The organism is Curtobacterium sp. C1 (assembly GCF_021049325.1).
Taxonomy (GTDB): Bacteria; Actinomycetota; Actinomycetes; order Actinomycetales; family Microbacteriaceae; genus Curtobacterium; species Curtobacterium citreum.
Genome location: NZ_CP088076.1, coordinates 140639 through 153713, shown reverse-complemented (window position 1 = coordinate 153713; position 13075 = coordinate 140639). Strand labels below are relative to the sequence as shown.

Sequence of the window (13075 nt, the reverse complement as noted above, 5' to 3'; positions counted from 1 at the left end):
CGGCTATGCGGTGATGTGCCAGGGCAGGTAGAAGACCGCGAACGCGTACGCAACGGTGCCCATGGCGGACACGGCGCCGATCGCGGCAATGAGAACCCACCCGGCGACGCGCCACCGCAGCAGCGTCATCGACGCTGCGATGAAGATCGGAAACAGCGCCAGCAGCATCCGAGGGCGCGGTCCGACGCTTGACCACAGCAGCACCAAGGCGAGCGTCACCACAACGAAGACCCACCACGTCAGCGGGATCCGACGCCACGAGACCGCGGCGAGGATCACCGCGGCGCAGAGGACGACGCTCATCACGAGCATGACCGCCCAATGGCGGTAGTCCGCCCCGTGCGACGGCACCGTCTCGGTGAACGCAACAAGCAGCCCGTGCCCGAAGTCGAAAACCTGGTTCCACTGCGCTTGTGCGCGACGCCAGACGAACGGGTCGCCGGTCCGATGCGCCGCGTAGATGAAATCGACCACCACACCCAACGCGCCCGCGACGATCACCACGAGGTGTCCCCACGGCAGTCGCCGACCCCGCAGCCAGCTCACCAGAGCGTGCACGGCGATAGCAACGATGAGCGCGAGACCAGTGGACCGGGTGCCGCATGCCATGAACGCAGCGACTGCAGCCAACCCGGTCAGCCACCACGGGCGAGCGGCTGCTTCGAGGTGGGCGGTAACCGTCATCGGTGCTGCCCGCGCGGTGCCGAGCGCGAGCAGCGCGACGATCGACCAGAAGATGAACGAGCCCTCCGTGTACGGCATCGTCAGGGAGAGCGTGCCAGGGAAGACCGAGAACAGCACGGTTGAAGCGAGGGCGACGCGTCGGCCGCCGAGGAGATACGCCGCGACCCAGACTCCTGCAGTGACAAGGAGCCCATATATGGCGGTAGCGATCGCGGCGGCCGCGAGCGGATGATCGCCGAGGACCGCGGACAGCGCGCGGATCGTCCAAGGCCAGAACGGGAAGAACCCCCACGGCCCGTAGAACGGCCGGCCCGGCAGATCAAGGGTCGGCGGATACCCGTCCCGGGCGAGCATGACGTACCACTCACCGTCCCAACGAGCCGCGAGTGGCGCCCATCCTGCAGGCTGCCCCTGCGCATGCTGGGCGAGGGCGAAGCCAGTGATCGTGAGTCCTCGACCGAGAAGCCACCCCACCACCACAACCAGCGCCGCCTGCAGGGCAGCGGCGCCCCGGCGACCCCAAAGCTGCCGGTACGCCCTGCCCGCGGAACGCCGACTCGTCGAGCGCGTCCCCACCATCGCGTCGCCGGTACCCATCGCTACATCGTAGGAGGCATATGGCGGCAGGCTCGTGTCCCGGTCGGGACGACCTCCTCCACGCAACAAGAGAAAACTTCCGCGGAGACGTCGGCTTGCGGACCCCTCAGCTATTCGCGAACATCCGGCACAAGCATCCAGCCGAGCCTCCCATAGCGTTACCGCCAAGGAGCTTGAGGGGAAGCAGCATGAGCGATACGCGCGACGAGTTCGGCTTCCGTTCCTTGAGCATGACCGCCCAGCAGATGCTCACTGCGATCAGGTCGCAGTTCGCCGCCGACGACCGCGCGTCGTTGCTCGGCCGCATGCGATTCGCTCGACGGCCGGAACGAGACCGAATCATCGATGCCGCGTTCACCCTCCGTCGAGTTGTCGGTGAAGCTGCCCGTCGAATCGAGGGTGACAAAGCTCCTCACGAACCAGCTTTGCGCCTCATGGACAGGTACCTCATGCAGCAGGCGGTACGCGACGAAGCTTTCTCCATCATTGCCGATCCGAAGCTGCTGCGGCGATTTCGAGGAATCGATGCGCATGCCGCCTGGAGCAGTCGGGCCGTCCGCGACTAACGCGGTACCTACATCACACTACACCCTTTGATGCTCACCCAGTGAGAGGAGTGAGCGTCGGCCGTGGCGTGTTCAACCCTGCCGAGCAAGCGTGGGAACGACACCCAAATTAACCGACATTGCAATGTCAGTAATCGTAGTCACCGATTCGGGCAACCACACGAAGGTCTACGTTATTCCGAAAGGCCCACTGCTCCACATCTCTCGGTCGGTGGACATAAAGGATTTCACGCACGTGGATGTCGTTCTGCGCTAGATCACGCCGGACTTCTGCGCCGAAGCGGAGGAGCTGAAGGAGAGCCCTCATTGTCACTGCAGCGGGCGCCAGAATCAGCACGAGGAAAATCCAGTAAGGCCCGATGTGAAAGATTAGGAAAGCCCAAGCTGTCACCCAAAGAACGAGCTGCACTACTACAGATATGACGACAGTGAATTGTCGTCTCGCAATGTCGATGGCATAGCGCTTACCGAGCAACGGGAGCCACGGCGCGCAAAGTCGCGCGACTGCGGTCGGTACTCGCTCTGGCACCACACGACCAGTTTAGTGAGCACGAGGTGTGCCCCGTGTACGACCTAGAACATGCCGCCCGGCTCCACATCTCTCCCTGCTGCTGCACTGCCGCTCGAACCAGACAGGCTGATGTTGGCTCTCCTGGCTACCCGGCTGGCTGAATGCGCAGTCGCCGCTGCCGGACTCCTCTACTGGGACAGGGTCGCCCCGCGAAACGATCCGATGTCGGCACTTGCCTTGCAGATCCTCGCTGCCTTACGCGCTGCACCTCCAGAGCACGGAACGTCGATCCTCACTGACCATGAGGCAGGCCAGCCACTCGAGTGGAACGCCCGCAACGGCGTGATCCAACGAAAGAGCCGAGCCCGCGGCGTACCCACGCCCATCAGCGACGTACTCGTGCCCCTCCTCGCAGCAGCAAGCAACGGCCCCGGGTAGAGCAGCCTGCTGAGCACCCCTAGCAAGGGAACGGACTGGGTCGCTGCTCTCGTTTGCTCGATCAGTCGGACACGGTCGAATGCCTGACCCCTCCTTGCGAATACTTGCTGAATCTCACGCAAGAAGGTGCATTTTCCGGCATTATTAGGGCCGACTATTGCTGTGATAGACTCTGAAATGGAAACCTGGATTCCGTTCGTCAGAGTCACGTTCTTCAGCTTCATGTACCGCTTCCTCGGCGCGATCGATCGGCGTGCTTAGCCGATATTCACTCGTCACCCTACCCGGGGCCTGCTGGTCAGGGACATACCTCAGTGCCACGGGCGCCGATGGCTGCGAGGCTGCACTCCCGGAGTCTGCGATACGTCGCCACGTCTGAACGCTGATCTAGAGCTTGCGCAGCGCGAAGTAGTGGTCGGCGCAATCTCGCTCGCCACGGGCGTCGAGGTACGAAGCCTTGGACTAGACCGCCCGTTCGCTCGACACGCGGGGCCAACTCCGGTGTGAGTTCGGACGACTTCGGCCGCGCAGCACGGGGCATCCTGAGCGGGGTCTGCACCAAAGACGCACCACGGGCACTCCCGGAAACGAGAAAACCCCCGCGTGAACGGGGGTTTTCTGTGGCGGTACCGGTGGGATTTGAACCCACGGTGGAGTTGCCCCCACACATGTTTTCGAGACATGATCCTTCGGCCGCTCGGACACGGTACCGGGAGATAGTTTACACGATCCGGGAGGCGCGTCGAACCACCGCAGGTCGGCCCACCCTCCACAGGCGGTGTTGTCCGACCTCCTGTCCACAGTCCAGCTCGGCCGGAGTCGAGGACGAGCCGGCCCGCGTACCGTCCTCGGCATGAGAACGCGCACCATCGTCGCCCTGCTCACCTCGGTCCTCGGCGGACTCGCCGTCGTGGGTGGTGGGCTCATCGGCGCCCGGGCCGGGGTCCGCGAGCAGCGGGCCGCTGCGCAGCGGGTGGTCGACATGCTGCCGGTGCACGCGGACTGGTGGCGGGAGCGCCTGCAGCACGAGGGCCAGCTGACCTACCTGGCGATCGGCGACTCGGCGGCGCAGGGCGTCGGGGCGACGACGCCGGCACGCGGGTACGTGGGGCTCCTGGCACGCCGTATCCGACACCGGTCGCGGATGTCCGTGCGCGTGGTCAACCTCAGCGTCTCGGGGTCGACGACGTGGGGGGCGAAGAACGACCAGCTCCCGAAGCTCCGGAACCACACCCCGGACATCTGCACGGTGTCGATCGGCGCCAACGACATCGCGGACTTCCACCCGGACAAGTTCGAGCGGAACATCCGGGCGATCTACAGCGCGGTGCCCTCCCACGCGATCGTCGCGGAGCTGCCGTGCATGTTCGTGCCGGACCGGGAGCGCAAGGTGGCGGTGGCGAACGAGATCGTCCACCGGGTCGCCGACGAGCTCGGGCTGACCGTGGCACCGCTGCACGTCATCACGAAGCGCGTGGGGCTTCGTCGCACGTTCTTCAACAGCTACGGCGACCTGTTCCACCCGAACGACCGCGGCTACGAGATCTGGGCGAGCGCGTTCGAGCCCGCGGTGGACGCCCGGGTGGACACGGTGGCGGCGATCCGGCAGTACCTGTCCGCGCGCGAGGCCGAGGACCTCGGGCGCGAGGCCGGCGCGGTCGCCACGGCGCGCGCGGAGCAGGACACCGAGCACGCGGCGGAGCTCGACCACAGCGAGCGACCGGGGCGGGTGGAGCGGCTCCGGCACCGGATGACGGGCTCGATCCCGCTGCCGCACCAGCGCGAGGTCGAGAACGAGAACGCAGACAGCAACAGCACCGGCACGGGCACCGGCACCAGCACCAGCGCCAGCACCCGTGCCGGCACAGACGACCACTCTGACACCGCCCCGGGCCGGCGGACGGGCGATGTCGGCGGAGCGGCCTAGCCTCGACGTCATGGCGCGCACCCAGTCCCTGTACCGCTGCTCGGAGTGCGGGTGGACCAGCATCAAGTGGGTCGGCCGCTGCGGCGAGTGCCAGGCGTGGGGCACCGTCGAGGACACCACGGCCGCAGCCGCGAGCTCCCGCGGCACCGCCCCGGTCGCCGTCGCCGGAGCCCGGGTGGCCCGTCCGATCACCCAGGCGACCGGCACCGCCGTGCAGCGGTGGAACACGGGCATCGGCGAGTTCGACCGCGTCCTCGGCGGCGGCATCGTCCCCGGCGCCGCCGTGCTGCTGTCGGGAGAGCCGGGTGTGGGCAAGTCGACGCTGCTGCTCGAGGTCGCCTCTCGCGCAGCGGCGACGGGGAAGCGCGTCCTCTACGTCAGCGCCGAGGAGTCCGTCGACCAGGTCCGACTCCGCGCCGAGCGCACGAACGCCATGCACGACGAGCTCTACCTCGCGAGCGAGGTCGACCTCGGCGTCATCCTCGGCCAGATCGACCAGGTCCGGCCCGACCTGGTGATCGCGGACTCGGTGCAGACGATCTCGTCGAGCACCGTCGACGGCATCGCGGGCGGGACCTCGCAGGTGCGGGAGGTCGCGTCCACGCTCATCCGGGTGGCGAAGGAGCGGGCGCTGCCGGTCCTCATCGTCGGGCACGTCACGAAGGACGGCACGATCGCCGGGCCCCGGCTCCTCGAGCACCTGGTGGACGTCGTGTGCCACTTCGAGGGCGACCGCCAGACCGCGCTCCGCTTCGTCCGGGCGCTCAAGAACCGCTTCGGTCCGACCGACGAGGTCGGCTGCTTCGACATGGCCGGCGACGGCATCCACGAGGTCCCGGACCCCAGCGGACTGTTCATGTCGCGCAACGGCACACCGGTGTCCGGCACGTGCGTCACCGTCGCGATGGAGGGACGTCGGGCCCTGCCGGTCGAGGTGCAGGCCCTCGTGGTGCCGAGCTCCGCACCCCAGCCGCGCCGCGTTGTGAACGGGGTCGACGCGTCCCGGGTCGCGATGCTCCTCGCCGTGCTCGAGCGTCGAGTGGGGCTGAAGCTCTCGGATGCCGACGTGTACGTGTCGACAGTCGGCGGCATGAAGCTCACCGAACCGGGCGCAGACCTGGCGATCGCCCTCGCGCTCGCGAGCGCCGCGCGGGACCGCCCGTACCCGCACACGCTCGCGGCGGTCGGTGAGATCAGCCTCGCCGGCGAGATCCGTCCGGCCACGGGGGCGAAGCAGCGGGCGAGCGAGGCCGCACGACTCGGGTTCACGACGGTGCTCGGCGCAGGGTCGGAGCACCTCCGCGAAGCACTCCGGGTGGCCTTCTCGATGACGCAGTCCGCGCGCGAACGCGAGCTCGACCGGGCGTTCTGACCCGGCGCACGCCAGCCCGGCCACCGACGGAGGCAACCGGCGTGATGCGAGCGATCCGATCCTCCAGGCCGGAGCGGCCGACTCGGCCGGCTGCCGTGACCGACGACGCGGCCGACGGCCCGCGACCGACGACCCGGCCGACCGGCAGCGACGGCCCTGACCACCGCGGCCGCAGGACCGAATCCGACCGCGTCAGGCGCGCAGCGCCGCCAGCAGGTCCGCCGGGGTCGACTGCATCGTGTGCGGCCCCGCGATGTCGAAGAACACACCCTCGAGCGAGTCGAGGTGCGCAGCGAGGAACTCCTCGAGCCGCGGCCCGTCGTAGACCATGACCTGCCGGATCTTCTCGTCCGGCACCATCGCCGTGTACGCGTCCGCGGACGAGAACAGCAGCAGGATCCGCTTGTCGGACCCCTCGCGTCCGAAGACGCGCACCTGCATGTCCTTCTTGCCCGTGACGAGCCGCGGCACGATCACGATGTCGTTGCGCAGGGCGAACGCGACCGCGGCCACGTCCTGCTTCGCGAGGGCCTCCTCGAGCTGCTCGCTCCGGAAGCGCTGTTCCTTGTCTGCCATCGCCCCTAGTCCACCACTTCTGCGGCGCTTCCGTGACCGCACCATGCTCGGCTCCGACGGCGCAGGACTGCGGAAAGCGGCCGTGGAACGCTGTCCTCGTGCACAGATGTCGTCACGGGACTCCCGCTGGGGCCGTTCGGCACGGTAGGTTGGACGCAACCGCCTCGGCGGGAGTCCATCGTTCTTCTGGTGCTCTGCACCTTCGAGCGCCAACGGTCACTGACCCTCTCAGGTCGCCTGGCCCCGAACCCGTTCCGCCGGCCCATGCCCGCGGGGCGCATCGATCTGACGACATCCGTCGGTGGATCGGCGGCAGTACGTGTCGCCTCGCAAGACAGGCAGCGATATCTCGCCTGGCAAGAAAGTAAGGAAACGCCATCATGGCAACTGGCACCGTCAAGTGGTTCAACAACGAAAAGGGCTTCGGCTTCATCGCTCCGGACGACGGCAGCGCCGACGTCTTCGCGCACTTCTCCGCGATCGCTGGCAACGGCTACAAGTCGCTCGAGGAGAACCAGAAGGTGGAGTTCGAGATCACCGAGGGCCGCAAGGGCCCGCAGGCGGAGAACATCTCCGTCATCGGCTGATCACCTCAGCTGTCGGAACGGGCTCGTCGTCTTCGGACGGCGGGCCCGTTCGCTGTTGCCGGGCGGGGCGACGAGCCGCGCGCACCGTCGCCGCGCATGGAACCACGAAGACGACGTCGAACCAGAGGAAGCGCTTGGTTCGACGTCGGAAACCTGGTTCGACGCGCACACCACCGACACGCGCCGGCACCGCCGGCCGCCGGCCGCCGGCACCTCAGTTCAGCACGAACTGCGCCGACTTCTCCGACTTCAGGTCCCCCACCGCCACCTGCAGGTGGTAGCTCGCACCCCCGCCGGTGACCGCCGGCCGGGACGAGTCGCACGTGGTGGTGGACGAGCGCGTCCGGTCCCACGTGATCGACGGCGTCGTCAGGGTCTGCCCGGCCTTGATCGTGACGTCCTGGTTCGTGCCGTTCGTCTGGCAGTCCTTCGACGACCAGTACTGCTCGTCACCCGAGCTGATCGTCAGCACCTGCTGCGCCGAGCCGAGGTCCATGTGGCAGGCGTCCGAGCCGGTGTTCGTGATCGACATCGCGATCTTCGGGTCCTCGGTGGGGCCGTACACGGTCTTGTCCAGCACGGCCGCGAGCGTGATCTGGTCCGCCGAGCAGGTCGACCCGGACCCGGACGCCGCCGCGGAAGCCGACGCAGACGCAGCCGGCGCAGCAGCAGCGGAAGCTGCGGAACCGGCACCACCGGCCGAAGACGAAGACGAGGACGAAGACGAAGCCGACCCCGATGCCGACGCCGTCGCCCCGGGCGCCGACGCCGAGGACGCGCCGCTCCCCCGGCCGACCACGATCAGGACGACCACGACGACGATGAGCAGCAGGACCCCGCCGACGAGCGCACGACGGCGCCAGTAGACACCGGACGACTCGGGGCCGACGGGGTGGCGGAACGAGGACATGCGCACAGGGTAGGACGGGATCGCCCCACGCCCGGGACGCGACGCCGAGGCGCCCCCGAAAGCGTCAGAGGATCTTCAGCATGCGGGTGTTGCCGAGGGTGTTCGGCTTGACCCGGGCCAGGTCGAGGAACTCGGCGACCCCTTCGTCCGACGAGCGCACGAGCTCGGCGTAGACGTCCGGCGACACGACCTGCTCGCCGATCTCCAGGTACCCGTGCTTCGCGAAGAACTCGACCTCGAACGTCAGGCAGAAGATCCGGGCGACGCCGAGCTCGCGGGCGTCGTGCTCGAGCGCCTCGAGCATCCGGTGCCCGACGCGCTTGTGGATCCACCGCTCGTCGAGGGCGAGCGTGCGCACCTCGGCGATGTCGTCCCAGAACACGGCGAGGGCGCCGCACCCGATCGGCACACCGTCGGGTCCCTCGGCGATCCGGAACTGCTGGATCGACCCGTACAGCGCGACGTTCTCCTTGCCGAGCAGGATGCGCCGGTCGACGTACGGCGCGATGAGCCGCTGGATGTGCGGCACGTCCGACGCGAGCGCCGGTCTCACGCGGATCCCGTGCTCGTCCCGTTCGTCGAACGCGTGCTTGGCGTGTCCAGTCATCCGTTCGAGCATAGAACGCCCGCCGCCCGAGCAGGGGGACACCGCCCTGGAGGCCGCCCAGCCGCCCGCGCCTACCGTCCCAGGTGCACTCAGGACCGAACGAAGGAGCGAGCATGCCCCAGATCATCGAGACCGTCGACGTCACCGTCCCCGTCCGCCAGGCCTACGACCAGTGGACCCGGTTCGAGGAGTTCCCCACGTTCCTCGACGAGGTCGAGAAGATCGTCCAGGTCGACGACGAGACCACCGACTGGACCGTCAAGGTAGCGGGCCAGGAGCGTGACTTCCGTGCCGTCATCACCGAGCAGCACCCGGACGAGCGCGTCGCGTGGACCGTCAAGGACGGCGACGTCGAGCACGCCGGCGTGGTCACCTTCCACAAGCTGTCGGACAGCGAGACCCGTGTCACCGCGCAGATCGACTGGGAGCCCACGGGCCTGCTCGAGAAGCTCGGCTCCGCCGTCGGCGTCGGCGGGCACGCCGTCAAGAAGGACCTGCAGAACTTCAAGGAGCGCGTCGAGAACGCACCGACCGAGCCGGGCTGGCGCGGCGACGTCCAGGCCTGAGACGGTCCGGACCCACTGACGGGAGGCGCGGTGCCAGCTGGCACCGCGCCTTCCGTCCGTCCGTGGTCGCGCCGGGCCCGCGCACCCGGCGGTGGCAGAGTGGGCACCATGAAGCTCCTGCGCACCGCACTCACCGGCACGGTCATCGCGAGCGCGGCCAGCGTGGCCCTCGGGGCAGCTGCCGCGCGGCGACTCCTCCGTCCCGCGCCGTTCACCCCGCCGGAGTCCGAGCTCGTGTACGCCGACGAGCAGGACGTCCCGGGCATCGAACCCGACGGGGTCGCCGAGACGCACGTGGTGCACGTCCACGGCCAGTCGATCGGCCCGCAGCAGGTGCTCCGTGGTCTGCGGGTCTGGCGGTCGCTCGGTGCCTCGAACCAGGTCGTCGAGACGACGGACCTGCCGCTGCGCTCCCTCGACCCGGCGGCCGTCGACCGGATCGCCGCCGCAGCCCACGCCGCCCGGGCCCGCGGTGCCCAGCGGGTCGTGCTGCAGGGCTGGTCCGCCGGGGCCCTCGCCGCGTCCGCCGCCGCGGCCCGCACCCCCGTGGACGGCATCGTCGGGGTCGCCCCGCTGCTCGACGTCCGCTCGGCACTCCGCGGCGCGGTCACGGCTGCACGCTTCCCGGCCGCCGTCGGCACCGTCGCCGTCCGGGTCGCCACGACCCCCGGGCTCAGCCGTCTGGCGGGCGTGCCGCATCCACTGACCGTGACGCGGTGGCAGGACGACGGGACGCCGACGCTCCTGCTGCACTCGGCCGCGGACGCCCTCGTCGCCGCGGACGACGTCGCCCGCCTGGCGGCACGGGGTGCCCGCGTCGAGACCTTCCGCGACGCCCGGCACACCCTGGAGTGGAACGAGGACCCGGACCGCTGGGAGGGCGCCGTCCGCGCCTTCGCTGCGGCGCTCTGATCCCGCCCGCGCACGTGCAAGTGGCCCCGGTCCGAAGGACCGGGGCCACTGACGTCCGACCTGTTGGGGGGAACCAGCCGGACATCGTGCACGAGGCGTTGGGGGGAACCCTCGCACTCCCAAGATGCTACCCCCGGACGGGGGTCCGGTCCGGCGCGAGCCGGATCACGCACATCGGGACCACGAACGGACTGGAGGCGCGGTGCCAGCTGGCACCGCGCCTCCAGTCCGTCGTGTGGTCGGGTCTGATCCGGTCCTAGGACTCGATCTCGCCCTGCGGGGTCTCCGGCGCCTTCTCGAGCGTCGGCGCCCCGGCCAGGACCTCCTCGCGACCCGGCTGACGCCCGGTCTCGAACTGGAACTTCCCCTCGGCGAAGTCGACCTTCACGTGGTCGCCGGCGTTGAGCTCACCCTGCAGGATGTGCTCGGACAGCTGGTCCTCGACCTCGTGCTGCATCGCGCGACGCAGCGGCCGGGCACCGAGTGCCGGGTCGAAGCCGACCTTGATGAGCTGCTCCTTGGCGGCGAGCGTGAGCTCCACCGTCATGTCGCGGTCGAGCAGGCGGTCCGCCAGGCGCTTCACGAACAGGTCCACGATCTGCAGCAGCTCGGACTGCGAGAGCTGCGGGAACACGATCGTGTCGTCGACGCGGTTCAGGAACTCGGGCTTGAAGTGCTTCTTGAGCTCCTCGTTCACCTTCGAGCGCATGCGGTCGTAGCCGACGGCCGAGTCACCCTCGACCTGGAAGCCCACCGGGCCACCGGCGATGCCCTGCGAACCGAGGTTCGTGGTCATGATGATGACGGTGTTCTTGAAGTCGACCACGCGGCCCTGGCCATCGGTCAGGCGACCCTCTTCGAGGACCTGCAGCAGCGAGTTGAAGATGTCCGGGTGGGCCTTCTCGATCTCATCGAACAGGACCACGGAGAACGGCTTGCGACGCACCTTCTCGGTGAGCTGGCCGCCCTCCTCGAAGCCGACGAACCCGGGAGGGGCACCGAACAGCCGCGAGACGGTGTGCTTCTCGCCGAACTCCGACATGTCGAGGGAGATCAGGGCACCCTCGTCGTCGAACAGGAACTCCGCGAGGGCCTTGGCGAGCTCGGTCTTCCCGACGCCCGTGGGGCCGGCGAAGATGAACGAGCCGGAGGGCCGGTTCGGGTCCTTCAGGCCGGCACGGGTGCGGCGGATCGTCTTGGAGAGGGCCGAGATGGCCTCTTCCTGGCCGATGACGCGCTCGTGCAGGGCCTTCTCCATGAAGACGAGACGCGAGGTCTCCTCTTCCGTGAGCTTGAAGACCGGGATGCCCGTGGCCTGCGCCAGGACCTCGGCGATGATGCCCTCGTCGACGGTGCCGGACGCGGCGACGTCACCCGCACGCCACTGCTTCTCGAGGCGGAGACGCTCGCCGAGGAGCTTCTTCTCCTCGTCGCGCAGGCTCGCGGCCTTCTCGAAGTCCTGCTCCTCGATCGCGGCTTCCTTCGACCCGCGGACCGTCGAGATCTTCTCGTCGAACTCGCGGAGCTCCGGCGGCGCCGACAGGATCGACAGGCGGAGACGTGCACCGGCCTCGTCGATCAGGTCGATGGCCTTGTCCGGCAGGAAGCGGTCCTGCACGTAGCGGTCCGCCAGGTTCGCCGCGGCGACGATCGCACCGTCGGTGATGGACACCTTGTGGAACGCCTCGTACTTGTCGCGGAGGCCCTTGAGGATGTTGATCGCGTGCGGCAGCGACGGCTCGTTGACCTGCACCGGCTGGAAGCGACGCTCGAGCGCGGCGTCCTTCTCGAAGTGCTTGCGGTACTCGTCGAGCGTGGTCGCACCGACCGTCTGCAGCTCACCGCGGGCGAGGAGCGGCTTGAGGATCGACGCGGCGTCGATCGCGCCCTCGGCAGCGCCGGCACCGACGAGCGTGTGGATCTCGTCGATGAAGACGATGATGTCGCCGCGGGTGCGGATCTCCTTCGTGACCTTCTTCAGGCGCTCCTCGAAGTCACCGCGGTAGCGGGACCCGGCGATGAGCGACCCGAGGTCGAGCGAGTAGAGCTGCTTGTCCTTCAGCGTCTCCGGGACGTCGCCCTTGACGATCGCCTGGGCGAGGCCCTCGACGACCGCGGTCTTGCCGACGCCCGGCTCACCGATCAGGACGGGGTTGTTCTTGGAGCGGCGGGAGAGGATCTGCATGACCCTCTCCATCTCCTTCTCGCGCCCGATGACCGGGTCGAGCTTGCCGTCGCGCGCGGCCTGGGTCAGGTTCCGACCGAACTGGTCGAGGACCTGCGACCCCTGCTGGGCGTTCTGCTGCGTCTCGCCGCCGACGGCGACCGCTTCCTTGCCCTGGTAGCCGGACAGGAGCTGGATGACCTGCTGGCGGACGCGGTTGAGGTCCGCGCCGAGCTTGACGAGCACCTGTGCGGCGACACCCTCGCCCTCGCGGATGAGGCCGAGCAGGATGTGCTCGGTGCCGATGTAGTTGTGGCCGAGCTGCAGCGCCTCGCGCAGGGACAGCTCGAGCACCTTCTTGGCGCGCGGCGTGAACGGGATGTGCCCGGTCGGCTGCTGCTGCCCCTGCCCGATGATGTCCTGGACCTGCTCGCGGACGGCATCGAGCGAGATGCCGAGCGACTCCAGCGCCTTGGCGGCGACGCCCTCGCCCTCGTGGATGAGGCCGAGGAGGATGTGCTCGGTGCCGATGTAGTTGTGGTTGAGCATCTTCGCTTCTTCTTGAGCGAGGACGACAACACGACGGGCTCGGTCGGTGAATCTCTCGAACATGTGCTCTCCCTTGCCGGGCTCGTGGGAGCTCGGTGACGTACATCGA

General features: G+C 68.6%; 12 protein-coding genes and 1 tRNA gene. 6 read left to right on the top strand and 7 right to left on the bottom strand.

The window, feature by feature from the left end; translation table 11 throughout:
* Positions 1 to 3: 3 nt before the first annotated feature.
* On the bottom strand, positions 4 to 1281 hold the full coding sequence (locus LQK89_RS00795) for a hypothetical protein (RefSeq protein ID WP_231049844.1): 1278 nt from the start codon (positions 1279 to 1281) through the stop codon (positions 4 to 6).
* A 158-nt stretch (positions 1282 to 1439) separates the two neighbouring features.
* Positions 1440 to 1814, bottom strand: a complete 375-nt coding sequence (locus LQK89_RS00790; protein WP_231049843.1) for a hypothetical protein — start codon at positions 1812 to 1814, stop codon at positions 1440 to 1442.
* A gap of 613 nt (positions 1815 to 2427) precedes the next feature.
* On the opposite strand from LQK89_RS00790, the gene LQK89_RS18090 reads away from it, so the two are divergent.
* Positions 2428 to 2796 (top strand): ketopantoate reductase C-terminal domain-containing protein, encoded by a 369-nt coding sequence (locus tag LQK89_RS18090; protein WP_331000563.1) that lies wholly within the window; start codon positions 2428 to 2430, stop codon positions 2794 to 2796.
* Positions 2797 to 3417: 621 nt separating this feature from the next.
* Here LQK89_RS18090 and LQK89_RS00780 read toward each other — a convergent pair.
* Positions 3418 to 3507, bottom strand: a tRNA-Ser gene (locus LQK89_RS00780).
* Positions 3508 to 3649: 142 nt separating this feature from the next.
* On the opposite strand from LQK89_RS00780, the gene LQK89_RS00775 reads away from it, so the two are divergent.
* Together LQK89_RS00775 and radA are read left to right on the top strand one after the other, a co-directional pair.
* Positions 3650 to 4723, top strand: coding sequence for an SGNH/GDSL hydrolase family protein (locus LQK89_RS00775; RefSeq protein WP_231049841.1), 1074 nt, complete (start codon positions 3650 to 3652; stop codon positions 4721 to 4723).
* 10 nt (positions 4724 to 4733) lie between these two features.
* Positions 4734 to 6095 (top strand): DNA repair protein RadA, encoded by a 1362-nt coding sequence (gene radA / locus LQK89_RS00770; protein ID WP_231049840.1) that lies wholly within the window; start codon positions 4734 to 4736, stop codon positions 6093 to 6095.
* Between the two features lie 192 nt (positions 6096 to 6287).
* Here the strand turns inward: radA and LQK89_RS00765 are convergent, their stop codons facing one another.
* Positions 6288 to 6671 carry an SseB family protein gene (locus tag LQK89_RS00765; protein WP_114850646.1) on the bottom strand — a complete coding sequence of 128 codons (384 nt, stop codon included), beginning with the start codon at positions 6669 to 6671 and terminating at the stop codon, positions 6288 to 6290.
* Between the two features lie 380 nt (positions 6672 to 7051).
* Here LQK89_RS00765 and cspE point away from each other — a divergent pair, with 380 nt between their 5' ends.
* Entirely contained in the window at positions 7052 to 7258 is a 207-nt protein-coding gene (gene cspE, locus LQK89_RS00760) for a transcription antiterminator/RNA stability regulator CspE (protein WP_022904520.1), read from the top strand.
* 214 nt (positions 7259 to 7472) lie between these two features.
* Here the strand turns inward: cspE and LQK89_RS00755 are convergent, their stop codons facing one another.
* Together LQK89_RS00755 and LQK89_RS00750 are read right to left on the bottom strand one after the other, a co-directional pair.
* On the bottom strand, positions 7473 to 8168 hold the full coding sequence (locus LQK89_RS00755; protein WP_231049839.1) for a hypothetical protein: 696 nt from the start codon (positions 8166 to 8168) through the stop codon (positions 7473 to 7475).
* Between the two features lie 64 nt (positions 8169 to 8232).
* Entirely contained in the window at positions 8233 to 8775 is a 543-nt protein-coding gene (locus tag LQK89_RS00750) for an amino-acid N-acetyltransferase (RefSeq protein WP_058742237.1), read from the bottom strand.
* A 113-nt stretch (positions 8776 to 8888) separates the two neighbouring features.
* On the opposite strand from LQK89_RS00750, the gene LQK89_RS00745 reads away from it, so the two are divergent.
* Both LQK89_RS00745 and LQK89_RS00740 read left to right on the top strand, forming a co-directional pair.
* On the top strand, positions 8889 to 9341 hold the full coding sequence (locus LQK89_RS00745; RefSeq protein WP_231049838.1) for an SRPBCC family protein: 453 nt from the start codon (positions 8889 to 8891) through the stop codon (positions 9339 to 9341).
* Positions 9342 to 9449: 108 nt separating this feature from the next.
* Positions 9450 to 10253, top strand: a complete 804-nt coding sequence (locus LQK89_RS00740; protein WP_231049837.1) for a hypothetical protein — start codon at positions 9450 to 9452, stop codon at positions 10251 to 10253.
* 256 nt (positions 10254 to 10509) lie between these two features.
* Here LQK89_RS00740 and LQK89_RS00735 read toward each other — a convergent pair whose 3' ends face one another.
* Entirely contained in the window at positions 10510 to 13029 is a 2520-nt protein-coding gene (locus LQK89_RS00735; protein ID WP_058742230.1) for an ATP-dependent Clp protease ATP-binding subunit, read from the bottom strand.
* Positions 13030 to 13075: the final 46 nt, after the last annotated feature.